28 protein-coding genes are annotated in these 25,238 nt (G+C 67.5%); 17 read left to right on the top strand and 11 right to left on the bottom strand.

Going from position 1 to position 25,238, the window contains the following annotated elements; translation table 11 throughout:
• Window positions 1–13: 13 nt before the first annotated feature.
• The 6 genes from IV112_RS10130 to ppx are packed head-to-tail and all read right to left on the bottom strand — an operon-like array spanning window position 14 to window position 5,700.
• Window positions 14–730, bottom strand: coding sequence for a GAF domain-containing protein (locus IV112_RS10130; protein WP_304003351.1), 717 nt, complete (start codon window positions 728–730; stop codon window positions 14–16).
• Window positions 727–1,317, bottom strand: a complete 591-nt coding sequence (locus IV112_RS10125; protein WP_304003350.1) for an ABC-type transport auxiliary lipoprotein family protein — start codon at window positions 1,315–1,317, stop codon at window positions 727–729. The genes IV112_RS10130 and IV112_RS10125 overlap by 4 nt, the downstream gene beginning before the upstream one ends.
• A gap of 12 nt (window positions 1,318–1,329) precedes the next feature.
• Window positions 1,330–2,298 carry an MlaD family protein gene (locus IV112_RS10120; RefSeq protein WP_304003349.1) on the bottom strand — a complete coding sequence of 323 codons (969 nt, stop codon included), beginning with the start codon at window positions 2,296–2,298 and terminating at the stop codon, window positions 1,330–1,332.
• A gap of 2 nt (window positions 2,299–2,300) precedes the next feature.
• On the bottom strand, window positions 2,301–3,071 hold the full coding sequence (locus tag IV112_RS10115; protein WP_304003348.1) for an ABC transporter ATP-binding protein: 771 nt from the start codon (window positions 3,069–3,071) through the stop codon (window positions 2,301–2,303).
• Window positions 3,068–4,189, bottom strand: a complete 1,122-nt coding sequence (locus IV112_RS10110; RefSeq protein ID WP_304003346.1) for an MlaE family ABC transporter permease — start codon at window positions 4,187–4,189, stop codon at window positions 3,068–3,070. Before IV112_RS10110 ends, IV112_RS10115 begins: the two co-directional genes overlap by 4 nt.
• A gap of 8 nt (window positions 4,190–4,197) precedes the next feature.
• On the bottom strand, window positions 4,198–5,700 hold the full coding sequence (ppx, locus tag IV112_RS10105) for an exopolyphosphatase (RefSeq protein WP_304003345.1): 1,503 nt from the start codon (window positions 5,698–5,700) through the stop codon (window positions 4,198–4,200).
• Between the two features lie 155 nt (window positions 5,701–5,855).
• Between ppx and ppk1 the strand changes: the two genes are divergently transcribed.
• Window positions 5,856–7,952, top strand: a complete 2,097-nt coding sequence (gene ppk1 / locus IV112_RS10100) for a polyphosphate kinase 1 (protein WP_020164880.1) — start codon at window positions 5,856–5,858, stop codon at window positions 7,950–7,952.
• A gap of 77 nt (window positions 7,953–8,029) precedes the next feature.
• Entirely contained in the window at window positions 8,030–8,428 is a 399-nt protein-coding gene (locus IV112_RS10095) for a hypothetical protein (protein ID WP_304003344.1), read from the top strand.
• A 68-nt stretch (window positions 8,429–8,496) separates the two neighbouring features.
• On the opposite strand, the gene IV112_RS10090 is transcribed toward IV112_RS10095, so the two are convergent.
• The gene (locus tag IV112_RS10090; RefSeq protein WP_304003342.1) at window positions 8,497–8,979 is read right to left on the bottom strand and encodes a hypothetical protein; all 483 of its coding nucleotides are present in this window, start codon (window positions 8,977–8,979) and stop codon (window positions 8,497–8,499) included.
• Window positions 8,980–9,183: 204 nt separating this feature from the next.
• Between IV112_RS10090 and IV112_RS10085 the strand changes: the two genes are divergently transcribed.
• The 6 genes from IV112_RS10085 to IV112_RS10060 all read left to right on the top strand — a co-directional run bounded on the left by IV112_RS10085 (window position 9,184) and on the right by IV112_RS10060 (window position 13,132).
• Window positions 9,184–9,528: a Spx/MgsR family RNA polymerase-binding regulatory protein gene (locus IV112_RS10085; RefSeq protein ID WP_304003341.1), complete on the top strand. Its 345-nt coding sequence runs from the start codon at window positions 9,184–9,186 to the stop codon at window positions 9,526–9,528.
• On the top strand, window positions 9,525–10,397 hold the full coding sequence (locus IV112_RS10080; protein WP_304003340.1) for an Hsp33 family molecular chaperone HslO: 873 nt from the start codon (window positions 9,525–9,527) through the stop codon (window positions 10,395–10,397). Before IV112_RS10085 ends, IV112_RS10080 begins: the two co-directional genes overlap by 4 nt.
• 62 nt (window positions 10,398–10,459) lie before the next feature.
• On the top strand, window positions 10,460–11,242 hold the full coding sequence (gene minC / locus IV112_RS10075; protein ID WP_304003339.1) for a septum site-determining protein MinC: 783 nt from the start codon (window positions 10,460–10,462) through the stop codon (window positions 11,240–11,242).
• Window positions 11,243–11,262: 20 nt separating this feature from the next.
• Window positions 11,263–12,078, top strand: a complete 816-nt coding sequence (gene minD, locus IV112_RS10070; RefSeq protein ID WP_024300408.1) for a septum site-determining protein MinD — start codon at window positions 11,263–11,265, stop codon at window positions 12,076–12,078.
• 2 nt (window positions 12,079–12,080) lie between these two features.
• The gene (gene minE, locus IV112_RS10065) at window positions 12,081–12,338 is read left to right on the top strand and encodes a cell division topological specificity factor MinE (protein ID WP_019918050.1); all 258 of its coding nucleotides are present in this window, start codon (window positions 12,081–12,083) and stop codon (window positions 12,336–12,338) included.
• Window positions 12,335–13,132 carry a fused MFS/spermidine synthase gene (locus tag IV112_RS10060; RefSeq protein WP_304003337.1) on the top strand — a complete coding sequence of 266 codons (798 nt, stop codon included), beginning with the start codon at window positions 12,335–12,337 and terminating at the stop codon, window positions 13,130–13,132. Before minE ends, IV112_RS10060 begins: the two co-directional genes overlap by 4 nt.
• A 73-nt stretch (window positions 13,133–13,205) precedes the next feature.
• On the opposite strand, the gene IV112_RS10055 is transcribed toward IV112_RS10060, so the two are convergent.
• From IV112_RS10055 to acuI, 3 genes are all read right to left on the bottom strand, one after another.
• A complete protein-coding gene (locus tag IV112_RS10055) occupies window positions 13,206–13,529 on the bottom strand; it encodes a c-type cytochrome (RefSeq protein WP_019918047.1) in 324 nt (107 codons plus the stop codon).
• 12 nt (window positions 13,530–13,541) lie between these two features.
• A complete protein-coding gene (locus tag IV112_RS10050; protein ID WP_019918046.1) occupies window positions 13,542–13,859 on the bottom strand; it encodes a c-type cytochrome in 318 nt (105 codons plus the stop codon).
• A gap of 126 nt (window positions 13,860–13,985) precedes the next feature.
• Window positions 13,986–14,975 (bottom strand): acrylyl-CoA reductase (NADPH), encoded by a 990-nt coding sequence (gene acuI / locus IV112_RS10045; protein WP_304003335.1) that lies wholly within the window; start codon window positions 14,973–14,975, stop codon window positions 13,986–13,988.
• 139 nt (window positions 14,976–15,114) lie between these two features.
• Here acuI and arsS point away from each other — a divergent pair, with 139 nt between their 5' ends.
• The 8 genes from arsS to IV112_RS10005 are packed head-to-tail and all read left to right on the top strand — an operon-like array spanning window position 15,115 to window position 23,694.
• Complete coding sequence (gene arsS, locus IV112_RS10040; RefSeq protein WP_304003333.1) at window positions 15,115–16,077, top strand: arsenosugar biosynthesis radical SAM (seleno)protein ArsS; 963 nt, start codon at window positions 15,115–15,117, stop codon at window positions 16,075–16,077.
• A 10-nt stretch (window positions 16,078–16,087) separates the two neighbouring features.
• Window positions 16,088–17,482 carry a sodium:solute symporter family transporter gene (locus tag IV112_RS10035; RefSeq protein WP_304003331.1) on the top strand — a complete coding sequence of 465 codons (1,395 nt, stop codon included), beginning with the start codon at window positions 16,088–16,090 and terminating at the stop codon, window positions 17,480–17,482.
• The gene (locus tag IV112_RS10030) at window positions 17,479–18,423 is read left to right on the top strand and encodes a hypothetical protein (RefSeq protein ID WP_304003330.1); all 945 of its coding nucleotides are present in this window, start codon (window positions 17,479–17,481) and stop codon (window positions 18,421–18,423) included. The genes IV112_RS10035 and IV112_RS10030 overlap by 4 nt, the downstream gene beginning before the upstream one ends.
• Complete coding sequence (locus IV112_RS10025; RefSeq protein ID WP_304003328.1) at window positions 18,420–20,570, top strand: FAD-dependent oxidoreductase; 2,151 nt, start codon at window positions 18,420–18,422, stop codon at window positions 20,568–20,570. The genes IV112_RS10030 and IV112_RS10025 overlap by 4 nt, the downstream gene beginning before the upstream one ends.
• Entirely contained in the window at window positions 20,567–21,253 is a 687-nt protein-coding gene (locus tag IV112_RS10020) for a TIGR04283 family arsenosugar biosynthesis glycosyltransferase (protein ID WP_304003326.1), read from the top strand. The genes IV112_RS10025 and IV112_RS10020 overlap by 4 nt, the downstream gene beginning before the upstream one ends.
• Window positions 21,246–21,875 carry a TIGR04282 family arsenosugar biosynthesis glycosyltransferase gene (locus tag IV112_RS10015; RefSeq protein WP_304003324.1) on the top strand — a complete coding sequence of 210 codons (630 nt, stop codon included), beginning with the start codon at window positions 21,246–21,248 and terminating at the stop codon, window positions 21,873–21,875. The genes IV112_RS10020 and IV112_RS10015 overlap by 8 nt, the downstream gene beginning before the upstream one ends.
• Window positions 21,869–22,600 (top strand): DUF3047 domain-containing protein, encoded by a 732-nt coding sequence (locus IV112_RS10010; protein ID WP_304003322.1) that lies wholly within the window; start codon window positions 21,869–21,871, stop codon window positions 22,598–22,600. Before IV112_RS10015 ends, IV112_RS10010 begins: the two co-directional genes overlap by 7 nt.
• Entirely contained in the window at window positions 22,597–23,694 is a 1,098-nt protein-coding gene (locus IV112_RS10005) for an FAD-dependent oxidoreductase (protein ID WP_304003321.1), read from the top strand. The genes IV112_RS10010 and IV112_RS10005 overlap by 4 nt, the downstream gene beginning before the upstream one ends.
• 221 nt (window positions 23,695–23,915) lie before the next feature.
• Here IV112_RS10005 and IV112_RS10000 read toward each other — a convergent pair whose 3' ends face one another.
• The gene (locus IV112_RS10000; protein ID WP_304003319.1) at window positions 23,916–24,605 is read right to left on the bottom strand and encodes an ABC transporter ATP-binding protein; all 690 of its coding nucleotides are present in this window, start codon (window positions 24,603–24,605) and stop codon (window positions 23,916–23,918) included.
• Between IV112_RS10000 and IV112_RS09995 the strand changes: the two genes are divergently transcribed.
• Window positions 24,604–25,227, top strand: a complete 624-nt coding sequence (locus tag IV112_RS09995; protein ID WP_304003317.1) for an arylesterase — start codon at window positions 24,604–24,606, stop codon at window positions 25,225–25,227. The two genes, IV112_RS10000 and IV112_RS09995, sit on opposite strands and share 2 nt — an antisense overlap.
• Window positions 25,228–25,238 lie beyond the last annotated feature (11 nt).

Here is a 25,238-nt window from a genome sequence, read left to right as displayed (position 1 = left end):
CGGCGCCGATGATTCACTGCCGGCCGCGCTCCATGCGCTGGCCGTGCTTGCGCAGACTGGCAGACAGCTGGTCGATGATCTCGCCCGCCGCGCCGACAATCTGGTTGTTGCCGAAACCGGCCGCCTTCATTTCCCGATAGAAGGATTTCGCCAGCATGCGCGCCACCTGCGCCGGCTGGGCCGCCCCTTGCGAGAAGGCTTCCGCCAGCGCCGTCACCTCCTCGCCCTGCAGCGCCCGCTGCGCGAACTCCGATTTGACCAGGAAGGCAAGTTGCGCGGTCTGCACCGACTTGCCGCCGAACAGCGCGAGGCAGTCCAGCATGCCCTCCTCCTCCTCCGTGAACGCCGGCTGACCGCGACCGCGTCGCACGTTGATCACGCCCAGTATGCGTCCGTCGAGCGGCAGCGGCGTGCAGATGAAGCTGCCGCCCTCGCCGCGCGCCCGGCCGCCCGCCTGCGGCGCGTCGGCGTCGATGACACGCCGCGCCCGGCCGCTGGCGAACACCTCACCCGCCACCGAACTGCCGCTGCTCACCCGCGCATTGACCACTTCCTGCGCCAGTTCGCCACGCCAGGCCGCAATGCCCAGCACGGCGTCGTGCCCCTCGCCGTCGGCCAGCATGATGGTGACGCGCTCGCACGGCAGGCGCGCCCAGCACGTCTCGGCGACCTGATCCAATGCCGCCTGCAGCAGACCGTTGTCGCGTGGCGCTGCATTTCCCGGATTCATGATTCACACCTCCTGCTCAGCCCTTCAGCCTCCGCCCGATCAAGCCAGTCGGCGATCCGCACCCCCAGCGCATCGACGCCGCGCGACAGCGCCGCAACACCGGACGGCGCGTCGGCGCCGGTCGCCTTCTCGGTCAGCGAGAAGCGCATGCGGTCGACGATGGTCCTGCCGTTGGCGCCGACCAATGTGACGACCCCGGATATCAGCGCTGCCGACGCCTGCGGCTGCTCGAACACCTGTATGAACTCGTCCAGCTCGACCACCAGACGGCAGGTCGACGGCGCACCCGGGCTATCCAGCATGCGTCGCAGCGCGACCGACAGCAGTTCGGCCGGTGGAGCCGCCCAGCGGCTCAATGCGTAACTGCGTCGACGTGTTTCGCTCTCGTAGGCGAGGCGATAGTGGATGGCGGTGCCGTCCAGCCAATTGGGGGCATGCACATCGGTCAGCACCGGCACACGCGCCAGCGGGCGCGCAGTACGCTGGCTGCCCAGATCGTGGAGTTCGGGCGTCGGCGAGCGCGGCAGCAGCGGCCCGCAAGCGGCCAGCGTGATCGACAGCAGCGCGCATGCCCAAAGTGCTTTCATCTCCGATGCTCCTCAGTCGCGCGCTCTGCCGGCGGCGGGATCGAAACCGGGCTCGCCGGGCCCGGGCTGTTGCGTCTCGCGCCCGAGCAGCAGCATCTGTGGCGAAGACTCGAGCTCGCCCAGCACACGTCGCAACTGGCGGGCGTCGCGGTTCGCTTCGTCGAGCAGCGTCTGCAGCCGCGGCAAGGTGTCGCCGTTGATCTGCTGCCCCATGCCCGCCGCCAGCGCATCGAGCCGCGATGACAACTGCTGCATCGATGCCAGCACGGTCCGCAGTTCCTGCGCCAGCGGCGCGCCCTGGGCGCTCACTGCCTCCAGCTGACCGAGGATGCGCCCGCTGCGTTCGATATTCTCAGCCGAGAGCACTGCCTGAGCGCGTTGCAGCGTTTCGCGCAGATCGCCGGCGACGCCTGGCAGATGGACCAGCGTCCGGTCCAGGTGCGCGGTCGCCGACTGCAGGCTGCCCAGCGTCGCGCCTATGCGTTCGAGATTGCGGTCGTCGAGCAGCACATGCAGCCGCAACAGCACCTGGCGCATCACGTCCATCGTATCGCTGGCCTTGTTGCCCAGCCCGCCGAACTGCGAGCCACGCAGCGGAATGCGCGCGTCGTCCGGCGACAGCGGCGTCGGGTCGGAGCCATCGTCCGTCATGTCGATCAGCGCCAGACCGGTCACGCCGAGATAGCCCAACTCGGCACGCGTGCCTGCGGTCACCGGATAACGCGCCGGAATCGAGATGCGGACGTAAATTTCCCGCGGGTTGTCAGGGTTGATGGAAATGTCCCTCACCTTGCCGACACGGATGCCGCGGTAGCGCACCTGTGCCTGCGGACTCAAGCCACCGACATCGGCCGTGGTCACCAGCAGGTACTCCTGTCCGGCGTCGTCCCCGCTGGACAGATACCAGATGGCCAGTCCGACGGCGACACTCATCAGTAGCAGGAACAGACCTGCAGCCAGTGCGTGGGCGCGGCTTTCCATGATCAGCTCCCGCTGCGCGCGAGCACGCGCGACATGCGTTCGGCACAGAAGAAACTGCGGATGAAGGGATGATCGTGTTTCATGACGTGATCAAGTGGACCGTAAGCGAGTATACGTCGCTCGCCGAGCACGGCGACCTGAGTCGCCAGCGCAGCCAGTGTGTCGAGATCGTGGGTCACCAGCACCACGGTCAGACCAAGCTGATCACGCAAGCGGCGGATCAGCGTGACAAAAGCCTCCGAGCGGTCCGGATCGAGGCCGGCTGTCGGTTCGTCGAGCAGGAGCAGCTCCGGTTCGAGCGCCAGCGCGCGCGCCAGTGCAACCCGCTTGACCATGCCGCCCGACAGTTCGGCCGGCATCAGCCAGGCATGCTGCGGTTCCAGTTCGACCATGGCCAGCTTGATCATGACCAGATCGTTGATGGCATCGCGATCGAGCCAGCGCAGTTCGCGCAGCGGAAAGGCGATGTTCTCCAGCACGTTGAGTGCGGAAAACAGCGCACCCTGCTGGAACAGCACGCCGAAACGACGTCGCAACTGGCGGTCGGCCAGCGCATCGCCGGAAAAGAGCGGCTGACCGAACACCCTTATCTGTCCCTGCTGCGGCCGCAGCAGGCCGATCACCTGGCGCAGCAGCGTGGTCTTGCCGCTGCCCGAACCGCCGACCAGCGCGAGCACCTCGCCGGCCGGCAGCGCGAGATCCAGTCCGTCATGCACGACATTGCTGCCGAAGCGCGTGACCAGCCCGCGGATGTCGATGACCGCGTCGTTCATGTCGGCATGCCGATGTGGCGCGTGGCAATGGCGAACACCGCGTCGACCAGGATGACGCAGGTGATCGCACTGACCACCGAACGCGTCGTGTTGGCCGACAGACTCTCGGTGTTCGGCTTGACCGTCAGTCCGAAGTGGCAGGCGACCAGCGCGATCACCAGCCCGAAAGCGAGGCCCTTGCCCAGGCCGATGTAGAGATTGGCGATCGGCACTACGCGCGGCAGCGTTTCGAGAAAGAAACCGTAGCTGATGTCCAGCTGTATCGACGCCGCCACCATGCCGCCGAACAGCGCCGACGACGAGGTCCACAGCACCAGCAGCGGCATCGCCGCGAGCAGCGCCAGCACCTTGGGCAGCACCAGCCGCAGCGTGGCCGGCACGCCCATCGTGGTCAGCGCGTCGATCTCTTCGGTCACCCGCATCACGCCGAGCTGCGCCGTCATTGCAGAGCCGGAGCGTCCGGCCACCAGCACCGCCACCAGCACCGGCCCCAGTTCGCGCACGATGCCGATGCCAAGGATGTTGATGATGAACACGTCGGCGCCGAAGGTTTTCAGTTGCAGCGCCGACAGGTAGGACAGCACGACGCCGATCAGGAAGCCCACCAGCGCGGTGATCGGCAGCGCCGTCACGCCGGTCTTGTACAGATTGGCCGACAGCTCGCGCAGCGGCGCGTCGTGCGGGCGACGCAATGCGGCGGCGAGATCGAACAACATCTGGCCGGTCAGCGCAATCATGCCGATCAGCTGCCGCCACAGCGCGATGCCGACGCGACCGAGCGCGACAACCGAATCGCCGAAACGTGATTGCGGTGCGCTGGCACGGCGGCGTACTCCGAGCGTCGCCGCCGATTCCAGCATCCTGCGCGTGCGCGGATCAGCCTCCAGCCGCTCAGGCAGCCGGTCGCCCCAGCCGCGCCACAGCACGCTGGCGCCGAGCGAATCTAGACGGCTCACGGCGGCGAGATTCCAGCTCTCGATCTCACCTGCTTCGGCCGCGGCAAGTTGCGCACGCAAGGCGTCGAGGCGCCCTTCCAGTCCTGTCAGCGTCCAGTCGCCGGCAAGCACGGCAATGCGCAACTGCCCGGACATCTCGAACGCGATCGTCGGGACGCCCATGCTTGCGTTCAGGCGGCCGACTGGCCTTTGCCGCGCTGCGGCCGCAGCCGCAGCTCGATGCCTATGGCCGCCCACAGGCGCTGTTCGTCGTGCAGGCTGGCGGCGGTCAGCGGTGACGCCGACAGCCACTCGGCGCGAGCCGACATGACGTAGCCCGCGCCACTGCGGTCGAGGCGCAGCGGCAGTTCGTCGTAGTCGTCGCGGCTGCGATGCAGCAGCACGGCCAGCCGCAGACAAAGGATGAGCGGCCAGTCGCGCAGGTCGGCGGCGGCGGAATTCACCTTCTCCAGTTTGCCGCGGTGCGCCAGCACCAGCCGCGCGAGTCGCGCCTGGTCCATGCGCGAGAAGCCCGGCATGTCGGCGTTGCCGACGATGTAGGCGCTGTGCTTGTGATAGCCGGCGTGCGCCACCGAAATGCCCAGTTCGTGCAGGCGCGCCGCCCAGCTCAGCAGGTGCAGATCCGGATGATCGTCGCCGGCGTCCGGCTCAAGCTGCCGGTAGAGCTTGAGCGCGGTGGCGTGGACACGATCGGCCTGCCGCTGGTCCACCTGGTAGCGGCGCACGAACTGCAGCACCGTCGCATCGCGCAGGTCACGATGGTGATAGCGCCCGAGCAGGTCGTACAGCACGCCCAGCCGCAGCGCCCCCTCGGAGAAACTCATGCGTTCGAGTCGGAAGGCGTCGAACACCGCCGACATGATGGCAAAACCGCCCGCCAGCACTGGCAGACGGTCCGGACGGAGCCCGGCCACGCCGAGACGATTCACGTCACCGACGCGCAGCAGCAGCGAACGCAGCTTGTCCATGCCTTCGCGCGTCAGCGCGCCCTGGCACCAGCCGTTCAGTTCCATGATGTCGAGCAGCGCGCGCGCAGTGCCGCTGGAACCCACCGCCTCGTCCCAGCCGAGCGAACGGTAGTCATGCTCGATGGTTTCAAGTTCGCGCCGCGCCGCCAGTTCGGCCTCGCGCAGCGACTTCTTGTCCATGCGGCCATCGGGAAAATAGCGCAGGCTGAAGGCGACGCAGCCCATGTAGAGGGATTCGAGCGCCATCGGCTCGAAGCTGCGACCGATGATGAACTCGGTCGAGCCGCCACCGATATCGACCACCAGTTGCTGACTGGAAGGATTGGGCAGCGTGTGGGCAACGCCGACGTAGATCAGCCGCGCCTCCTCACGCCCGGCGATCACCTCGATCGGGAAGCCCAGCGCCGCCTCGGCCTGCGGCAGGAACTGCGGCGCGTTCTTCGCCACCCGCAGCGTGTTGGTGGCCACCGCGCGCACCTGGTCTGGCGCGAAGCCGCGCAGACGCTCGTTGAAACGGGACAGTGCCTCCAGACCCCTGAGCTGCGACGCCCCGTCGAGCAACTTGCCGTGCCCCAGACCGGCCGCCAGGCGGACGGTTTCCTTCACGCCGTCGAGCGGGTAGATCTGGTCATCGATCACCCGCGCTACCTGGAGCCGGAAACTGTTGGATCCGAGGTCGACTGCGGCGAGAAGTTCGTAGCTCATGCGGCGATGCAATAAAAGAGGTCAGCGCGGAGTGTAGCAGCGCGCAAGCCACGCGCCGTCAAGCACGAGGCCCCCGGACGCTGTAATAATTCCATAGCACTTGTGTCACAAAATACCGGGTCGCATAACAACAACTTCAGAGACAGAAACCGATCATGCCGTCCATCCTGCCGGTGCCGCGCTACGCACCCGATCACTTCATCAACCGCGAACTGTCGCTGATCGCCTTTAACCGGCGCGTGCTGGCGCAGGCGGCGGACGAGCGCGTACCGCTGCTCGAACGGTTGAAATTCCTGTGCATCGTGTCGAGCAACCTCGACGAGTTCTTCGAGGTCCGCATCGGCGGCCTGCGCGAACACATCCGCATGGGCGCCCGCGGCGTCACCTCGGACGGCCGCTCGGCGCAGGAAGCACTGCGGCTGATCGCCGCCGAAGCGCACCAGCTGATCGCCGAACAGTATTCGCTGCTGAACGACGTCATCCTGCCGCTGCTGGAAAAGGAAGGCATTGTGTTCCTGCGTCGCGGCGACTGGACCGAAGCGCAACGCGACTGGGTGCGCGACTACTTCATGCGCGAGCTGATGCCGGTGCTGACGCCGATCGGGCTCGACCCCTCGCACCCCTTCCCGCGCGTGCTGAACAAGAGCCTGAACTTCGCCGTCGAGCTGGAAGGCCGCGACGCCTTCGGCCGCAGTTCGCGCTACGCCATCGTGCAGGCACCGCGCGCGCTGCCGCGCGTGATCAAGCTGCCGAAGGAACTGACCGGCGTGGACCACGGCTTCGTGTTCCTGTCGTCAGCCATGCACATGAATGTCGGCGATCTGTTCGAAGGCATGAACGTGCTCGGCTGCTACCAGTTCCGCGTCACCCGCAACTCCGACCTCTTCCTCGACGAGGAAGAGGTGAAGAACCTGCGCCAGGCGCTGCAGGGCGAACTGCCGCAGCGCCATTACGGCGACGCCGTGCGGCTGGAGGTCGCGGACAACTGTTCCGAACACATGGCGGATTTCCTGCTGCAGCAGTTCAACCTGACGCGCGACGACCTCTACCGCGCACCGGGCATCGTGAACCTCGTGCGCCTGATGCAGGTGCCGGACTGGGTCGAGCGCCCGGATCTTAAATACCCGCCCTTCGTGCCGCAGGTGCCGCGCACGATGGAAAAGCGCTACGACATCTTCGCCATGATCCGCAAGCAGGATCTGCTGCTGCACCATCCCTTCCAGTCCTTCAAGCCTGTGATCGACCTGGTGCAGCAGGCGGTCGACGACCCTGAAGTCGTGGCGATCAAGATGACGGTGTACCGCACCGGCACCGATTCCGTGCTGATGGAAGCGCTGGTGCGCGCCGCGCTCAAGGGCAAGGAAGTCACCGTCGTGGTCGAACTGATGGCGCGCTTCGACGAAGAAGCGAACATCAACTGGGCGTCGCGCCTCGAAGAGGCCGGCGCACATGTCGTCTATGGCGTGTTCGGCTACAAGACGCACGCCAAGCTGCTGATGGTGGTGCGGCGCGAGCAGGTGGATGGCGTGCACCGCTTCCGCCGCTTCGTGCACCTCGGTACCGGCAACTACCACCCGCGCACTGCCCGCTTCTACACCGACTTCGGCCTGATGACCGCGAACGAGCAGATCGGCGAGGACGTGAACGAGGTATTCAAGCAGCTGACCGGCCTCGGACACGCCGGCACGCTCACCCATCTGTGGCAGGCACCCTTCACGCTGCACAGCAACGTGATCGCCGCCATCGGGCAGGAAGCGGAGAACGCACGTGCCGGCCGCAAGGGCCGCATCATCGCCAAGATGAATTCGCTGGTCGAGGACGAGACGATCGAAGCGCTTTACGCGGCCAGTCAGGCCGGCGTGGACATCGACCTCATCGTGCGCGGGGTGTGCGCGCTGCGCCCGGGCGTGCCCGGCCTGTCGGACAAGATCACCGTGCGCTCGGTGGTCGGCCGCTTCCTCGAACATTCGCGCATCTATCACTTCCACGCCGACGGCGAGGAAAAGCTCTACCTCGCCAGCGCCGATTGGATGGAGCGCAACTTCTTCCGCCGTATCGAGGTGGCTTTCCCGGTGCTCGATCCGAAGCTGAAGCGACGCATCATGAAGGAAGGCCTGCGCCCCTACCTGCTGGACAACAGCCAGTCGTGGGAGATGGAGCCGGACGGCCGCTATCGGCGACGGGTATCGCGCGCCGCGCGGCATTGTGCACAGGACACGCTGCTGGCCGAGTATTCGCGCGGCGCGCTCTGAGCCGGACCGCGCGCTCAAGCGCCGGCGTGCGCTGCCGTAAACCGAGTGTGTGCCCAGTTTCCGGAAGCGCTTCCAAGGTGAAAGCAGTCCACTCCATCGTGCTGATCGCGTGCGCAGTCCTCGTGGCCGCGTGCGACAAGTTGCCCATTCCCGATCCCAACCGCGCCGCGGCGCAGAAGGAGCTGGAGGCCAAGGCCGTCGGCGGCGCCTGCCGCCACGCCGGCCGCGCGCTCGAGGACTGCTACACCTTGAATCCGAAGGCGTCGAAGGCCGCCATCTTCGCCGGTTGGCGCGAAATGAACGACTACATGACGCAGAACAAGATCGATGTCGTGCTGCCGACGGTCAGCCCGAAAAACACCCGCAAACTGAAGCCGGTCGAGGCCGAAACGGTCGCTGACGAGGCAGTGGCGGACGACGCACCGGCCGCGAAGGAAACACACGGCAGCCGGAACCCTGCGCTGACCGCAGGCTGATCCTCAGACGACAGGACAATGAAAAAGGGCCCGGTGATTACCGGGCCCTTTTTCATTCGGCGCTGGACTCAGCGCGCGCTGACCAGTTCGCTCACGTCGCGTCCATCGACCCGCACCCGGGCCAGCGTGACGTCGCCGCCATCCATGCCCAGGGGTTCGATGCTGACGCGACCTGAATCGAGGAGTTGCTGCAAGCGCTGCTTTGCCATGCCCGAGGCACCCGCCATTTCAATCCCCTCCAGGCCGGCGGCACGCACCCGCACGCCGTCCGCGTAGAAGGTGCTGCCATCGACCGCGTAGTGACGCTGCGCCGGCGGCTTCGGCGGGCGGAAGGCCGGCACCGCGACAGCAAGCGGCGCCGAGCGCTTGGCCGCGGCCTGCACTGTGGGCGAAACACGTTTCTTGGAGGCGATCTTGGCCGCAGGGCGGACCGCCGACTTGACCTGCTTGCCGCTGGCGACCGAACGCGCGGCAAGCGCGAAATCGGCGGCAAACATCGAAAATCCGAAAACCAGCGTCAGGGCATAGAGGCCCGGGCGTCGAAACATCATGCACGTCTCCCACTGTTGATGCCGCGAACGACCTTAAAAAGCCGATCAATTTCGCGTGCCAGTTTGTTGTTTCGGATAAATTTTCCAAATCTTAACCATTGCAGCACGATGACGCCAGCCCCAGGAGGCCATTCGTCACCCGCAGCAGGCGCCGGCGGTGCAACGTACAATGCGCGCTCTCCGGATTCCACCCCTGAACACCCCATGCTTCGCGTCTTCGGTATCAAGCGCTGCGACACGATGTCGCGTGCCTTCGCCTGGCTTGCCGACCGGCACATCGACTTCCAGCTGCATGACTACAAGAAGGACGGCGTACCGGCAGACGCCCTGGCCGACTGGATACGCCGCGCCGGCTGGCAGGCCGTCGTCAATACGCGCGGCACCACCTTCCGCAAGCTGCCGCCTGACCAGACCGCTGACCTCGACGCCGATCGCGCGTTCGTGCTGCTCAGTGCCAACCCGTCCGCCATCCGCCGGCCCATCGTCGATCACGGTGACGAACTGCTGATCGGTTTCGACCCCCAACGCTGGTCCGAGGTGCTCGGATGAGCGCACCTGACCTGATCCAGCGCTTCATGTTCGAAGGTCTGGACATCCGCGGCGCCCGTGTGCGCCTGTCCGAAGGCTGGCAGTCGATGCTGCGTGGCCGCGGCTACGGCCCGGTGGTGACGCGACTGCTCGGCGAAGTGACCGTGGTGTCGCTGATGGTGGGCGGCCAGCTCAAGCAGCCAGGTCGGCTGACAGTCCAGGTGCGCGGCAATGGCGCGGTGGGCATGCTGGTGGTCGATTGCGACCAGCAATTGCGCATCCGTGGCATGGCGAGTGCGCCGGCCGAGCTGGTCGAAGCTCCGCTGCCCGAACTGTTGGGCGATGGCCATCTGGTCATGACCCTGCAGCCGGAAAGCTCGCCCACGCCCTACCAGAGCGTGGTACCGCTCGAAGGCGCGACGGTGGCCGAGGTATTCGAGCACTTCCTCGAACAGTCCGAGCAGCAGCCCACGGCGCTGTGGCTGGCTGCCGACGGGGACACGGCGAGCGGGCTGTTCCTGCAGAAGCTGCCGGGCGCCGATCAGCGCGACGCCGACGGCTGGGCCCGTGTGTGCCATCTGGCCGCCACGGTGACGCCGGACGAACTGAAGACGCTGGACACCGAAACGCTGCTCGGCCGACTGTTCCACGAGGAGATACAGGCCGGCGGCATCCGCGTGTTCGAGGCACAGACGCCGCGCCATCACTGCCCGCGCGACGAGGAAAAGGTGCGCCGGCTGGTGCTGTCGCTGGGCCGCGCCGAGGTCGAATCCATCCTCGCCGAGAAAGGCGAACTGCACATCCATGACGACATGTGCAATCACGACTACCGCTTCAGCGCAGCCGACATCTCCCGCCTGTTCGGCGATCCGCCGCCGGCGGTGCATTGAAGCGCCGTGTTGCCCGCAGGTCGGGCACTGAGTAGACTTTCGACATTTCCCGCGGACTCCCCATGGCGCGCAAGCCCGATACTTCGGCCATAGAACTCAAAAGCGCCACGCTCGAAGCGATGCGTGCCGTGCTGCGCAGCGACGACAGCACGGCTATCGCCGCAGCGCTCGACGCGCGGCTCGGCAGCATGCCCGGCTTCTTTTCCGGCGAACCGGTGGTGATCGACTGCAGCGAACTGCCGGCAGACGCCCGCCCCGACCTGCCGGCCATCCGCGACGCACTTGGCCGCCATGCGCTGACCGCCATCGCCGTGCAGGCCGCGTGCGACGCGGCCGCGGACGATGCGCGCGCGCTTGGCATGGCCGTGCTGGCGGCCGAGAGCGCACCGCGCGCCGCGCCTGCGCCGGAAGCCGTGCCTGAAACCCCGGCGCCCATACCCGAGCCTGAGCCCGTACCGGCAAGCACGCCGGAAGCAGTGATCACGCAGACGCAGCGACGCACCGAAATCATCGACAAGCCTTTGCGCTCCGGTCAGCGCATCTATGCGCGCGGCTGCGATCTGGTGGTGCTGGCCATGGTCAGTGCCGGTGCCGAAGTGATCGCCGACGGCAACATCCACATCTACGCGCCGCTGCGCGGCCGCGCGCTGGCCGGCGCCTCGGGCGACACGCAGGCGCGCATCTTCACCACCTGCTTCGAGGCAGAACTGGTGTCGATCGCCGGCGTGTACAAGACCTTCGAACACACGGCCAGCGGCGAACTGCTGCGCCGACCGGCGCACGTGCGCCTGGAAGACCATTCGGACAAACAGGTATTGACCGTCGCCGCTTTGGCGACCACCTGAATCACAAGAGGGAGACCACAGTGACCCGTATCGTAGTCGTCACATCCGGCAAGGGCGGCGTGGGCAAGACCACGACCAGCGCCGCATTTTCGTCCGGCCTCGCACTGCGCGGCAAGAAGACCGCGGTGATCGATTTCGACGTCGGCCTGCGCAACCTCGACCTCATCATGGGCTGCGAACGCCGCGTGGTGTATGACTTCGTGAACGTGATCCACGGCGAAGCCAACCTCACCCAGGCGCTGATCAAGGACAAACACTGCGACAACCTGTTCGTGCTGCCGGCCTCGCAGACGCGCGACAAGGACGCGCTGACCGAAGAAGGCGTCGAAAAGGTGCTGAAGGACCTCGCCGACATGGGCTTCGACTACATCGTCTGCGACTCGCCGGCCGGCATCGAGCACGGTGCGGTGATGGCGCTCACCTTCGCCGACGAGGCGGTCATCGTGACCAATCCGGAAGTCAGTTCGGTGCGCGACTCGGACCGCATCCTCGGCATCCTGCAGTCGAAGTCGCGCCGCGCGCGCGACGGCCGCGAGCCGGTGAAGGAACACCTGGTGGTCACCCGCTATTCGCCGAAGCGCGCCGTCGAAGGCGAAATGCTGAGCCACGTCGACGTTCAGGAAATCCTGCGCATCCCGGTGCTGGGTGTGATCCCGGAATCGGAAATCGTGCTGCAGGCCTCGAACCAGGGTACGCCGGCCATCCACATGGAAGGCAGCGACGTCGCCCAGGCGTATGAGGACGTGGTTGCACGCTTCCTCGGCGAGGAGCGCCCGCTGCGCTTCGTCGACTACGAAAAGCCCGGCCTGCTCAAGCGCCTGTTCGGAGGGAAGTAAGCATGTCCCTGCTTTCCCTGATCTTCGGCCAGAAGCAGAAGACCGCTTCGATCGCGAAGGAACGCCTGCAACTCATCATCGCGCGCGAGCGCGGATCGAACTCGGCGCCCGACTTCCTGCCGGCGCTGCAGCAGGAACTGGTGGCGGTGATTTCGAAGTACGTGCGCGTGAACCCGGAAGACATCAAGGTCCAGCTCGAAAAGCAGGACAACTACGAGGTACTCGAAGTCAACATCGTGCTGCCCGAGCAGCGCAATTGAGCCTTGCCACGCTGTTCGGCAGCGGGCGCACGAAGACGCCGCGCAATTCGATAGACGTGTCCGAGGCGGCCGGCGTGCGCTACCTGCACTTCGGTTCGGAATGGGTGCAGGGCGCCATGCGCGTCGCGCGCCCGTTCGCGCTGGAGCTCGAATACACGCGCGAAATGATGCTGCCGCTGCTGTTCGCGCCGCATGACGCGTGGCCGGCACGCGTGCTGGTGATCGGGCTGGGCGCGGGTTCGGTCACCAAGTTTCTGCATCGTTACTGCCCGCGGGCCGACATCACCGTGGTCGAGATCGATCCGCGCATGCCCGCCGTCGCGGCGATGCATTTCCGGCTGCCGGCCGAGGACGAGCGTCTGCGCATCGTCATCGACGACGGCGCGAAATTCGTCGCCGAAAGCGAGACGGAGTGGGACTTCATCCTGGTCGATGGCTATGACCACCGGGCGCGCGCCAATGCGCTCGATACCGCCGCCTTTCACCAGCACTGCCGTGCGCGCCTTGCCACTGACGGGCGTGTCAGTCTGAACATGTTCGGTCGCACGCGCGGCTTCCGCGCCAGTGCGCAGCGCCTGATCGACGCCCACGACGGGCGTGCGCTGGTGCTGCCCTCGCTGGACGAAGGCAATGCGATCTGCGTCGCCGGCGGTACCGAGGTGATCGACCTGTCGCTGGACACGCTGCGCGAGCGGGCGCGCCATTTGCGCACGCAGACCACGCTCAATCTGGCGCCAACCCTGAGCCGGCTGGAAAAGGCTGGCTACTGCCCGGGCGGCTGGCTCAAGCTCTGAACGGTGCCGCACGGCAAGCGGGCAATAAAAAAGCCGGCTATGCCGGCTTTTTTATTGGAGCAGAGACACAAACTCAGCGGCGGGTGACCAGCGGACCGGCCTGCGACGCGAAGTAGGCGGCCAGATCGGCCATGTCCTGATCACTCAGCGCACCGACCTGAGCCGCCATGATGGCGTTCTTGCGCGTGCCCTTCTTGTACTGCTGCAGCGCCTGCAGCAGGTAGTCCTCGTGCTGACCGCCGATGCGCGGGAAAGCCGGTGCCGGGCTGTTGCCGTCGGCACCATGACAGGCGGCGCAGGCAGCGGACTTCTCCTTGCCCTTGGCGGCATCGCCGGCGTGGGCGACGGACATGCCCACCATGGCGGCGAGCGCAACGAATGCGAATTTCTTCATCATGGCCTGCGTTCCTTATTTCTGGGCGCCGTAGTAGGCGGCGAGGTCGGCCATGTCCTGCTCGGTCAGGCTGGCAGCGATACCGGTCATCGTCGGGTGCTTGCGGTCACCGTTCTTGTAGGCCTGCAGCGCGGCAACGATGTACTCCGGGTACTGACCGCCGATGCGGGGCACCTTGTAGGTCTTCGGGAATGCGGTCTGGTAGCCCGGAATGCCGTGACAGCCGACGCACATCGAAATCTTGTCCTTGGCTGCGTCGGCATTGCCCTCGGCAGCGAAGGCGAGCGGGCTGGCGCAGACGGCTACGACAGCAAGAAGGGTCCTGGCGCTCATCGAGTCTCTCTTCTTATGGGTTGAAGTGGATTCCTGCAAAATCGCGGCGCAGTTTAGCCAAGTACTTGATGAGCGTCAAAATTAGTGCGCCGCAACAGTGCTTGGCAACCGCACCGCCGGTGCTCCTCAGACGACCGACGTATCGACGACGAGGCGACCGCGCACCTGTCCGTCGATGAAGCGTGGCGCGACGGCGATCACGTCGGCAAGCGGCACCACCTCGGTCATGCGGTCCAGCAGGTCCATCGGCATGTCGCGCACGATGCGCGCCCAGGCCGCCTCGCGCGGTGCGCGGGCGACAGTGACGCTGTTGATACCGTACAGCGTGACGCCGCGCAGGATGAAAGGCGCCACCGTGGCCGGGAAATCCATGCCCTGCGCGAGACCGCAGGCCGCCACCGCGCCGTTCTCGCGCGTCGCCGCGCAGGCATTGACCAGCGTGTGCGAACCAACACTGTCGACGACACCCGCCCAGCGCTCCTTCGCCAGCGGGCGGCCGGGTGCCGACAGCGTGGCGCGGTCGATCACCGATTCGGCGCCCAGCGACTTCAGATAATCGGTCTCTTCCAGCCGGCCAGTGCTGGCCACCACGCGGTGACCGAGCCTGGCCAGCAGTGCCACGGCAACCGAACCGACGCCGCCGCTGGCGCCGGTCACCAGCACCTCGCCATCACCCGGCTGCAGGCCGTGACGTTCCAGCGCCATCACGCACAGCATGGCGGTGAAACCGGCGGTGCCAACCGCCATCGCATGCTTCGCATCCAGCCCGGCGGGCAGTCCCACCAGCCAGTCGCCCTTCACCTGCGCGCGCTGCGCCAGACCGCCCCAGTGACCTTCGCCGACGCCGAAGCCGGTCAGCACCACCGGGTCGCCGGCCTTCCACAGCGGGTGACTGCTCTGTTCCACAGTGCCGGCGAAATCGATGCCCGGCACCATGGGCCACTTGCGCACGATCGGACTGCGTCCGGTGATGGCCAGCGCATCCTTGTAGTTCAGGCTGGACCAGCTGACGGCGACGCGCACATCGCCTTCCGGCAGCGCTGCTTCATCAAGATCCTTGAGACTGGCGAGCGTCTTGCCGCCCTCGCCCTGCTCCAGCAATATGCCTTTGAACATTCCTTCTTTCCTCCGGTCGTTGGCGTGGGTACGTCATCGATGACGTATCCCGGTGCCGGGCAAGCATACTGCACCCTGGCCGTAAGGTTTTCCGCCCCCGGGCGGTCTGCTGCCGCACAGACATCGAGGACCCTCCTGCATGCACGCCACCCTGCCGCTGCTGTCCCGCACTGATTTCCCGCCACTGCGCCGGCGTCGTACCGAAGTGCTGCAGGTCAATCTGGGCTACACCTGCAACCAGAGCTGCCTGCACTGCCACGTAAATGCGGGCCCGACGCGCACCGAACAGATGAGCGCCGAGAACATCCGCGCCGTGCTCGACTTCATCCGCGCCAGCGACATCCGTCAGCTCGATCTGACCGGCGGCGCGCCGGAGATGAATCCGCACTTCCGCAGCCTGGTAACCGAGGCGCGCGCGCTGGGCGCCGCGGTGATGGACCGCTGCAACCTCACCATCCTGTCCGAACCGGGCCACGAGGGATTGGCGACCTTCCTGGCCGAACAGCGCGTGCAGGTGACCGCGTCGCTGCCCTGTTACCTGGAGGACAACGTCGACCGTCAGCGCGGCAACGGTGTGTTCGCACGCAGCATTGCCGGGCTGAAGCAGCTGAATGCGCTCGGCTACGGCCGGGCGGACAGCGGTCTCGAACTAAATCTGGTGTTCAACCCACAGGGCCCCGCACTGCCGCCACCGCAGGCCCAGCTGGAAGAGGCGTATCGCGAGCACCTGGGGCGCGCCTACGGCATCGTGTTCACCCGCCTGCTGACGCTGGCCAACATGCCGATCCAGCGCTTCGGTTCGACGCTGGTGTCCAAGGGTTTGTTCACCGGCTACATGGAATTGCTGCGCGGTGCCCACCGCGACGACAACCTGCAGAACGTGATGTGCCGGAACCAGCTGAGCGTGGACTGGCAGGGCCACGTATACGACTGCGATTTCAACCAGATGCTGGGGCTGCCGCTGCGCATCGAGGGACGCCCGCGCACCCATCTGTCGCAACTGCTGGGGCGCGACCTCGACGGCAATCCGGTGGTGGTGGCCGATCACTGCTATGGCTGCACCGCCGGACAGGGTTCGTCCTGTGGCGGCGCACTGAACTGAAGGCGATGCGATGAACGATCCGCTGCTGTTCGGCGCCGCCTTCTGGGGCTTCCTCATCCTTTACGGCGCGGGCATGTACGCACTGTCGCCGCGCGCGGTCGGTCACGCCGGCTTCTTCCGCGGTCATGATGAAGCAGGCCGCCCGGCTGCCACCTGGGCACTCGGTGCGAGCATCTTCATCTCGTGGATATTCGCCAAGTCCATCACCAACGCGGCGAACCTCGGCGCCACCTACGGCATCGTCGGCGGCCTTGCCTACGCCACCTACTGGCTGTCCATCCCGCTCGCCGGCTGGGCCATCCTGCGGCTGCGTCGCAGGTATGCAGCGACCGGTCTGCTGTCCTTCCTGATCACCCGTCACGGCCGCCTCGCCGCGCTGGCTTTTTCACTCGCCATCCTCGTGCGACTGTTCAACGAGGTGTGGAGCAACACCTCCGTGGTCGGCGGCTACTACGGCGAGGCCGGTTCCGCCGGTTTCATCGGCGCCGCGCTGCTGTTCACCGCGGCCACGCTGTTCTACAGCCTGAAGGGTGGACTGCGCTCGTCCATCTACACCGACGTGCTGCAGACCGTGCTGTTCGTCGGCTTCTTCGCCGTGGTCATGCTGATGGTGCTGCCCACGCACGGACCGGCGACGCTGCTGTCGACTGGCGACTGGCGACTCGACGCTGGCGTCGACCTGCTGCTGGTGGCCGCACTGCAGGTGCTGTCCTATCCCTTCCATGACCCGGTGCTGACCGACCGCGGCTTCATCACCGACGAGCGCCGCATGCTGCGCGCCTTCGTCTGGGCCGGCCTGCTCGGCTTCGTCTGCATCCTGCTGTTCTCGCTGGTGGGTGTGCACGCACGGCTTGAAGGCATCGCCGGCGGCGACAACGTGCCGGCGGCACTCGCCCGCAGCATGGGGCCCGCCGCGCTGTTCGTGATGACCATCGTGATGGTCGCGGCCGCCGGTTCGACGCTGGATTCGACCTTCTCTTCGGTCGCCCGCCATGTCGCGCAGGAACTGCCTCAACTGGCCGGACGCCCGGAGCCGGTGCGCGCCATCGGCGTCGGCATGCTGGCGATGGCGGCGATCGCGCTGCTCGGCAACATTCCGATGATCGCCGGCACCGACATCCTGAAGGCGACGACGATCAGCGGCACCATGGTGATCGGCCTGGCGCCCATCTTCCTGCTGGCGGGTTTCACGCAGCCCGGCACGCGCGCCGCCGCCTGCTCCTTCCATCTCGCCTTCTGGACCGGCATGGTGCTCGGCGTGCTGCTCGCCGCCGGTCTGATACCCGACAGCTGGGCCATAGGCAGCGGCAAGTACGCCAAGCTGCTCGGCGTGAATCTGTACGGGCTGCTGCTGTGCACGGCCGGCTACCTGCTGCCTTCCCTGCTTACACGGCGGGCGACATGAACATGGACGACATCGCGCGCGGAACGCCCGGCCGCAACTGCCCGCTGCACTACCGTTACGGTGCGGGCGCGCTCGCCAATACGGCGCACGACCTCGCGGCCGACACGCTGTACGTGGTCGGTGGCCTGTACGGCAACCGCCCTGCGCTCGACGCGCTCGCCCGCCTGCTGGAAGCCGAGCGCGGCCCGGTGCGCGTGCTGTTCAATGGCGATTTCCACTGGTTCGACATCGATCCGGCCCACTTTGCCGACGTGCAGCGCCGCGTACTCGCCTTCGATGCAATCGCCGGCAATGTGGAAGCCGAACTGGCCGATGACGCGGATGACGCCGGCTGCGGCTGCGCCTACCCGGACGAAGTACCGGAGGCGGTGGTCACCCGCTCCAACCTGATCCACGCCCGGCTGTCACAGACCGTGCGTCACGACCCGATGTGGCGTGGCGAACTGGCAGCGCTCGACTACTGGCGCGCGGTGCGTGTCGGCGACGCGCGCGTCGGTGTGGTCCACGGCGACGCCGAGGCGCTCGCCGGCTGGCGCTTCGACGCGCGCGCGCTGCACGATCCGGCCCAGCGCGCGGCACATGAAGCAGCCTTTGCCGCCGCCCGCTGCGACGTGTTCGCCAGCAGCCACACCTGCCTGCCCGCGCTGGCACGCTTCGGCGAGCGTGCGGTGATCAACAACGGCGCCGCCGGGATGCCCAATTTCCGCGACGCGCTGCATGGCGTCGTGTCGCGCATCGCCGTCACGTCGTCGCCGCACAGTCCTCTTTACGGCACCCGCGTCCGCGGTGTGCATGTCGATGCGCTGCCGCTGCATTACGACCACGCCCGCTGGCGGGACGAATTCGACAGCCAGTGGCCGGCCGGCTCGCCGGCCGCACTGAACTACCGCGAGCGCATCCTGCACGGACCGCACTGGACGACACACGAGGCCGCACCATGAACCCGCGCAAGATCGCACTGCTGCTCTTCGTGCTTGCGCTGGTCGGCGCCTTCTTCCTGTTCGACCTCGGCCGCTTCTTCGATCTGGCCTGGTTCAAGGCGCAACAGCAGATGCTGAACGAGCGCGTCGCCGCTGCCCCGTGGGCGGCGGCAGCGATCTACTTCGTGGTGTATGTCGCCGTCACCGCGCTGTCCTTGCCCGGCGCCGCGGTGATGACGCTGGCCGGCGGCGCGCTGTTCGGCTTCTGGGTGGCGCTTGCCCTGGTGTCCTTCGCCTCCAGCCTGGGCGCCCTGCTCGCCTTCCTGATCGCGCGCTTCCTGTTGCGCGACTGGGTGCAGACCCGGGTCGGCAATTCGCTCGACGCGATCAACCGCGGCATCGAACGCGACGGCGCGCTTTACCTGTTCACCTTGCGTCTGGTGCCGGCCTTCCCCTTCTTCGTCATCAACCTGGCGATGGCACTGACCCGGCTGCCGGCACGCACCTTCTACTGGGTGAGCCAGATCGGCATGCTGGCCGGTACCGCGGTCTACGTGAATGCGGGCACCCAGCTCGGGCAGATCGACTCGCTCGCCGGCATCCTGTCACCCGGCCTGATCGGCGCCTTCGTGCTGCTGGGCCTGTTCCCGCTGATCGCGCGCAAGGCGATCGACCTCGTGCGCGCCCGCGCCGTCTACAAGCGATGGCCGCGGCCGGCGCGCTTCGACCACAACGTGGTGGTGATCGGCGGCGGCAGCGCCGGGCTGGTCACCGCCTATATCGCGGCCGCCGTGAAGGCCAGCGTGGCACTGGTCGAGAAGCACCGCATGGGCGGCGACTGCCTGAACACCGGCTGCGTGCCATCGAAGGCGCTCATCCGCTCGGCGCGCTTCATCGCGCAGGCGGCGAAGGCGCAATCGCTGGGCATGAAGTCGGCGCAGGTCGATTTCGATTTCGCCGACGTGATGGAACGGGTCGCCCGCGTCGTACGTACGATAGAACCGCACGACTCGGTCGAGCGCTACCACGCGCTCGGCGTCGAGTGCGTGCAAGGCAATGCGCGCATCACCTCGCCATGGACAGTCGAGGTCTACGGCGAAGACGGCCGTGCGCGCACGCTGAGCGCACGCAACATCGTCATCGCTGCCGGCGCCCGCCCCTTCGTGCCGCCGATACCTGGCATAGACCGGATCGACGTGCTGACCTCGGACACCGTATGGTCGCTGCGCACGCTGCCGCAACGCCTGCTGGTGCTGGGCGGCGGGCCGATAGGGTGTGAGCTGGCGCAGGCCTTCGCCCGCTTCGGCGCAGCCGTCACCCAGGTCGAAATGGCCGAGCGGCTGATGCTGCGCGAGGATCCGGAGGTGTCGGCGCTGGTCGAGCAGCAGTTCGCCGCCGACGGCGTGCAGGTGCTGACCCGGCACAAGGCGACACGCTTCGCGGTCGAGGGTGACGAGCGCGTACTGTACGCCGAAGGCTCGGCCGGCGAAGTGCGAGTCGTGTTCGACGCGCTGCTGTGCGCGGTCGGCCGCACGCCGAACGTCAGCGGCTACGGACTGGAGGAACTGGGCATCGCGCTGCGCCCGAACCGCACGGTCGACACCAACGACTACCTGCAGACGCTGTATCCCAACATCTACGCCTGCGGCGACGTGACCGGTCCTTATCAGTTCACCCACATGGCGGCGCATCAGGCCTGGTATGCGGCGGTCAACGCGCTGTTCGGCCGCTTCCGCCGTTTCCGCGTCGATTACTCGGTCGTCCCCTGGGCCACCTTTACCGAACCCGAGGTGGCCCGCGTCGGCCTCAACGAAAGCGAAGCGACCGAAAAGGGCGTGCCCTTCGAGGTGACCGTCTATGGCCTCGACGACCTCGACCGCGCCATCGCCGACGAAGCCGCACACGGCTTCGTCAAGGTGCTGACGGTGCCCGGGCGCGACCGCATACTGGGCGTCACCATCGTCGGCGAACACGCTGGCGAACTGATCGCCGAATACGTGCTGGCGATGCGCCACGGACTGGGGCTCAACAAACTGCTGGGCACGATACACATCTACCCGACCATGAACGAGGCGAACAAGTACGCCGCCGGCGTGTGGAAGCGCGCGCACGCGCCGCAGAAGCTGCTCGAATGGGTCGGCCGCTATCACGCATGGATGCGCGGGTGAGCAGGCTGTCCATCATCGTGCCGGTGCTGGACGAGGCATCGGGCATCGTCGCGACGCTGCAGGCGCTGCAACCGCTGCGTGCCGCCGGCGCGCAGATCATCGTGGCCGACGGCGGCAGCCGCGACAACAGCTGCGCGCTGGCGCGGCCCTTCTGTGATGTGGTCGTCACGTCGTCACGAGGGCGCGCACTGCAGATGAATGCCGGCGCGGAGCGTGCCCGCGGCGAGGTGCTGCTCTTCCTGCACGCCGACAGCGCGCTGCCCGACGACGCGCTGTTGCTGATCGACAGCGCGCTCGACGACGGTGCGCAATGGGGCCGCTTCGACGTCGCGATCGAAGGCCGTTCGCCGCTGCTGCGCGTGGTCGCCTTCATGATGAATCTGCGCTCGCGCCTGAGCGGTATCGCCACCGGCGACCAGGCGATGTTCTGTACGCGCGCGCTGTTCGACCACCTGGGCGGCTTCGCGCCGATCGCGCTGATGGAAGACATCGATTTCTCGCGACGCGCACTGAGCCTCAGCGCGCCGGCCTGTCTGCGCGCGCGCGTGCGCACCTCGGGGCGCCGCTGGGAGAAGCACGGCGTGCTGCGCACCATCTGCTTGATGTGGCGACTGCGCCTGCGTTACTTCTTCGGCGCCGACCCGCAGGCGCTGGCACGCAGCTACCGGCCGCACCATGACTGAGACGACTGCGGTATTGGTGTTTGCCCGTGCGCCGGTACCAGGCGCTGCAAAAACGCGGCTGATGCCGGCACTCGGCGCCGACGGCGCGGCGCGTGCCAGCGCGGCACTCACACGGCGTGCGCTGCGCACTGCGGTCGAGGCGGGCCTTGGCGCGGTCGAACTGTGGTGCGCGCCCGACTGCGACCACCCCTTCTTCGCCGACTGCGCGCGCGATTTCGGAGTCACGCTGCACGCGCAGTCGGCGGGCGACGTCGGCCGGCGCATGGCGCAGGCCTTCGACGACGCATTGCGGCGGCATGCGCGCGTGGTGTTGATCGGCGCCGACGCCGTGTCGCTGCAGGCCACCGATCTGGCCGCAGCCGCCGCCGCGCTGAACGGGCACGACGCCGCCTTCGCGCCAGCCGAGGACGGCGGCTACCTGTTGGTCGCGCTGCGCCGCCCGCAGGCCGCGCTGTTCGACGGTCCCGCCTGGGGCAGTTCGTCCGTATGGGCACAGACCTGTGCACACCTCGACGCGCTGGGCCTCCGCACCTGCGTGCTGCCGACTGGCTATGACGTCGATCACCCGGCCGACTGGCAGCGCGCGCTGCGCGAAGGCCTGCTGGAGGGTGGCGCATGCTGACCCGTCTGCGCATGCTGCTGTGGGCGACTGCGCTGGTGCTGGCCGGCGAGGTGTGTGCGGACAGCGCACTGCCGCGCTTCTCGGCACAGTCCGCCGGCGCCGCCATCGCCGGCTGGACACCGTGGACGCTGGGCGGCAAGGCTGCGCCCGCGGATTTCCGCCTGACCGGACTGGACGGGCAGACGGTACTGCGCGCCGAAGCCGTCAGTGCCGCATCGGCGCTGATCCACGCCGGCCGCTTCGACACCGCCGCAACACCCTGGCTGAACTGGCGCTGGCGGGCCGACCGCCTGCCGGACGGCAACCGCTTCGCCACGCGCGACGGCGACGACTACGTGCTGCGCGTCTATGTACTGTTCGACTACGACATCGCCAAGCTGCCCTTCGGCGCCCGCACGAAGCTGCGCATCGCCCGCGCGCTGCACGGCGACCAGGTGCCCGCCGCGGTGCTCTGCTACGTCTGGGACAACCGCGTGCCACCGGGCACCCGCGCCTGGAGTGCCTACACCGACCGCGTGCGCATGATCGCGGTCGAAGGCGAAGGCGCGCCGACCGGTGTCTGGCGCAGCGTCCGCCGCAACCTGCGCGATGATTTCCGCGAAGCCTTCGGCGAGGACGCCCCGCCGGTCATCGGCGTCGTCGTCGCGGCCGACACCGACAACACCGCCGGCAGTTCGCTCGGCCATTTCGGCGACCTGTCGCTCGACGCCCAGCCGCTGCCATGACAAAGCTGGTGCTGCTCGGCGGTGGCCACGCCCACCTCTTCGTGCTCGAAGCCTTCGCCCGACAGCGGCCCGATGCCGACATCCGGCTGATCACACCGGACGCGCTGACGCCCTACTCCGGCATGCTGCCGGGCGTACTGGCCGGTCACTACACCTCGCGTCAGGCCTGCATCGACCTGCGCCCGCTGGCCGCGCGCGCAGGCTGCCACCTCGCGCTGGACCGCGCCATCGGCATCGACAGCGCGCGGCGCCGGATCAGATTGGCCAGCGGTGGCGAGGTCGACTACGACCTGCTGTCCATTGACATCGGCTCGACCCCGCAGCGCCCGGACATTCCTGGCGCGGACGAACACGCCCACCCGGTCAAGCCGATCGCCGACCTGCTCGCGCGCTGCGCCGTCGTGACGCCGCGCGCGGTCAGCGTGCTGGGCGGCGGTGCAGCCGGCGTCGAGGTGACAATGGCCTTGCATCACCGCTGGCCTGCGGCGCGCTGCACACTGGTCGAGCGCGGCACGGCGCCGCTCGGCGGACTGGGTGTGCGGCTGCAGCGCAGCGTCGGCGCCGAGCTCGCGCGCCAGCGGATCGATGTCGTGACCGGTGCCGAGGTCACGCGGATCGACGCCGATACTCTCCAGCTGGCGGACGGCCGCACCATTGCCAGCGATTTCACTGTGCTCGCCACCGGCGCCGCCGCACCTGCCTGGCTGCGGGACAGCGGGCTGGCGCTCGACGCGCGCGGCTTTATCGAGGTCGGCGCGACGCTGCAGTCGACGTCGCACGCCGAAGTGTTCGCCGCCGGCGACGTCGCCACGCTGACTGCTTCGCCGCGACCGAAGTCCGGTGTCTATGCAGTGCGCGCCGGGCCGCCACTGGCGGCCAACATCGCGCGCATGCTGGCCGGCCAGCCGCCGCTCGACTGGCATGCGCAGCGGCACGCGCTGATGCTGCTCGCCTGCGGCCGCCGCCACGCCATCGCCACCCGCGGCGGCTGGGTGCTCAAGGGCGACTGGGTGTGGCGCTGGAAAGACGCGATAGACCGCGGCTTCGTGCGACGTTTCGATCCGCAGGCCGATATTGCGGCTGACATGGGCTGAGCGAGAGCAGAGACACAGCGCGTGTGCCGAAGCTGCGTCGCGGCCAAGGCCGCTCCCACAGGGCATGCGCCCGATTCAAGGCCCAAGCCCCGGCCGGGGTTCTGTGGGAGGGATCTGCTGACCCCGACAACAACCCGAATCGAAGTCTGCGGCCCGGGCCGCTCCGGCACTCCACGCACGGCCACGGTCAACGGCCCGCCGGCAACCGCACCCTATGGCCGCTACGCCGCCATGCGGCCGGCAGCCAGCCGGATGCGCCGGCTGCAGCGGGCGGCCAGCGCCTCGTCGTGCGTCACCAGCACCAGGGTCGTGCCCTGCTCGGCGTTCATTTCGAACATCAGGTCGATGATGGAGGCGCCGGTCGCCGCGTCGAGATTGCCGGTCGGTTCGTCGGCCAGCAGCAGCTGCGGCGCCGGCGCGAAGGCGCGCGCGAGTGCGACGCGCTGCTGTTCGCCGCCCGACAGCTGGCGCGGATAATGGGTCAGCCGGCTGCCGAGGCCGACACGTTCGAGCAACGCGACCGAGCGCTCGCGCACGCGCTCGGCATTGGCCAGTTCCAGCGGCAGCATGACGTTTTCGAGCGCGGTTAATGCCGGCAGCAGCTGGAAGGACTGGAACACGAAGCCCACCTTGTCACCGCGCAATTCGGCCCGTGCGTCCTCGTCGAGCGCGAAGATGTCCTGGCCGGCGATGCGAACCGAACCGCTACTCGGCAGGTCAAGACCGGCAAGCAGCCCGAGCAGCGTCGATTTGCCCGAACCGCTGGCGCCGACGATGGCCAGCGCCTCGCCGGCCCCGACCGCGAAGGCGATATCCTGAAGGATCTGCAGCGGTGCGTTGCCGCTGCTGACCTGTTTTCCCAGCCCGCTGACTTCGAGCAGCGGGCCTGATTGCGGAGTGTCTGTAGGCATGAAGAAGCTTTTCTGGTCCCTGTTTGTCCTGTTGTTCGCCGCCATGCCCGTCGCCGCGCAGACCGTGCTGGTGGTCGGCGACAGCCTGTCTGCCGGCTACGGCCTGCGTCAGCAGGAAGCCTGGCCGGTATTGCTCGGCGACAGGCTGAAGCAGTCCGGTTACGGTCATGCGGTGGTCAATGCCAGCACCAGCGGCGACACCACCGCCAACGGATTGTCGCGCATCGACGCCGCGCTGGCCGCACACAAGCCTGCCGTCGTCATCATCGCACTGGGTGCCAACGACGGCCTGCGCGGCCTGTCGCTGAAAACGATGCGCGACAACCTGGAAAGCATGACGCGCAAGGCGCAGGCTGGCGGCGCCAAGGTGCTGATCGCCGGCATGCAGCTGCCGCCGAACTACGGCCCCGACTACACGCAAAAGTTCGCCGCCACCTTTTCCGAGGTGGCAAAGTCTACCGGCTCGGCGCTGCTGCCCTTCCTGCTTGACGGCTTCGCCACCGATCCGCAGCAGTTCCTGCCGGACGGCATCCATCCGGTTGCTGCGGCGCAGCCGCGCATCGTGGACAATGTGTGGACGCCGCTGCGTTCCCTGCTCGGCAAGCCGCTGGCGCGGCGCTGAGCACGCCGCCG

It is taken from the genome of Methyloversatilis discipulorum (genome assembly GCF_018780585.1).
GTDB lineage: Bacteria > Pseudomonadota > Gammaproteobacteria > Burkholderiales > Rhodocyclaceae > Methyloversatilis > Methyloversatilis discipulorum_B.
This window is presented reverse-complemented; position numbering and strand designations above follow the sequence as displayed.

Coding starts and splice junctions, on each gene's coding strand:
- IV112_RS10130 (WP_304003351.1), bottom strand. CDS start 730: ATGAATCCGGGAAATGCAGCGCCACGCGACAACGGTCTGCTGCAGGCG.
- IV112_RS10125 (WP_304003350.1), bottom strand. CDS start 1,317: ATGAAAGCACTTTGGGCATGCGCGCTGCTGTCGATCACGCTGGCCGCT.
- IV112_RS10120 (WP_304003349.1), bottom strand. CDS start 2,298: ATGGAAAGCCGCGCCCACGCACTGGCTGCAGGTCTGTTCCTGCTACTG.
- IV112_RS10115 (WP_304003348.1), bottom strand. CDS start 3,071: ATGAACGACGCGGTCATCGACATCCGCGGGCTGGTCACGCGCTTCGGC.
- IV112_RS10110 (WP_304003346.1), bottom strand. CDS start 4,189: ATGGGCGTCCCGACGATCGCGTTCGAGATGTCCGGGCAGTTGCGCATT.
- ppx (WP_304003345.1), bottom strand. CDS start 5,700: ATGAGCTACGAACTTCTCGCCGCAGTCGACCTCGGATCCAACAGTTTC.
- ppk1 (WP_020164880.1), top strand. CDS start 5,856: ATGCCGTCCATCCTGCCGGTGCCGCGCTACGCACCCGATCACTTCATC.
- IV112_RS10090 (WP_304003342.1), bottom strand. CDS start 8,979: ATGATGTTTCGACGCCCGGGCCTCTATGCCCTGACGCTGGTTTTCGGA.
- IV112_RS10085 (WP_304003341.1), top strand. CDS start 9,184: ATGCTTCGCGTCTTCGGTATCAAGCGCTGCGACACGATGTCGCGTGCC.
- IV112_RS10080 (WP_304003340.1), top strand. CDS start 9,525: ATGAGCGCACCTGACCTGATCCAGCGCTTCATGTTCGAAGGTCTGGAC.
- minC (WP_304003339.1), top strand. CDS start 10,460: ATGGCGCGCAAGCCCGATACTTCGGCCATAGAACTCAAAAGCGCCACG.
- minE (WP_019918050.1), top strand. CDS start 12,081: ATGTCCCTGCTTTCCCTGATCTTCGGCCAGAAGCAGAAGACCGCTTCG.
- IV112_RS10055 (WP_019918047.1), bottom strand. CDS start 13,529: ATGATGAAGAAATTCGCATTCGTTGCGCTCGCCGCCATGGTGGGCATG.
- IV112_RS10050 (WP_019918046.1), bottom strand. CDS start 13,859: ATGAGCGCCAGGACCCTTCTTGCTGTCGTAGCCGTCTGCGCCAGCCCG.
- acuI (WP_304003335.1), bottom strand. CDS start 14,975: ATGTTCAAAGGCATATTGCTGGAGCAGGGCGAGGGCGGCAAGACGCTC.
- arsS (WP_304003333.1), top strand. CDS start 15,115: ATGCACGCCACCCTGCCGCTGCTGTCCCGCACTGATTTCCCGCCACTG.
- IV112_RS10035 (WP_304003331.1), top strand. CDS start 16,088: ATGAACGATCCGCTGCTGTTCGGCGCCGCCTTCTGGGGCTTCCTCATC.
- IV112_RS10030 (WP_304003330.1), top strand. CDS start 17,479: ATGAACATGGACGACATCGCGCGCGGAACGCCCGGCCGCAACTGCCCG.
- IV112_RS10025 (WP_304003328.1), top strand. CDS start 18,420: ATGAACCCGCGCAAGATCGCACTGCTGCTCTTCGTGCTTGCGCTGGTC.
- IV112_RS10015 (WP_304003324.1), top strand. CDS start 21,246: ATGACTGAGACGACTGCGGTATTGGTGTTTGCCCGTGCGCCGGTACCA.
- IV112_RS10010 (WP_304003322.1), top strand. CDS start 21,869: ATGCTGACCCGTCTGCGCATGCTGCTGTGGGCGACTGCGCTGGTGCTG.
- IV112_RS10005 (WP_304003321.1), top strand. CDS start 22,597: ATGACAAAGCTGGTGCTGCTCGGCGGTGGCCACGCCCACCTCTTCGTG.
- IV112_RS09995 (WP_304003317.1), top strand. CDS start 24,604: ATGAAGAAGCTTTTCTGGTCCCTGTTTGTCCTGTTGTTCGCCGCCATG.
- IV112_RS10000 (WP_304003319.1), bottom strand. CDS start 24,605: ATGCCTACAGACACTCCGCAATCAGGCCCGCTGCTCGAAGTCAGCGGG.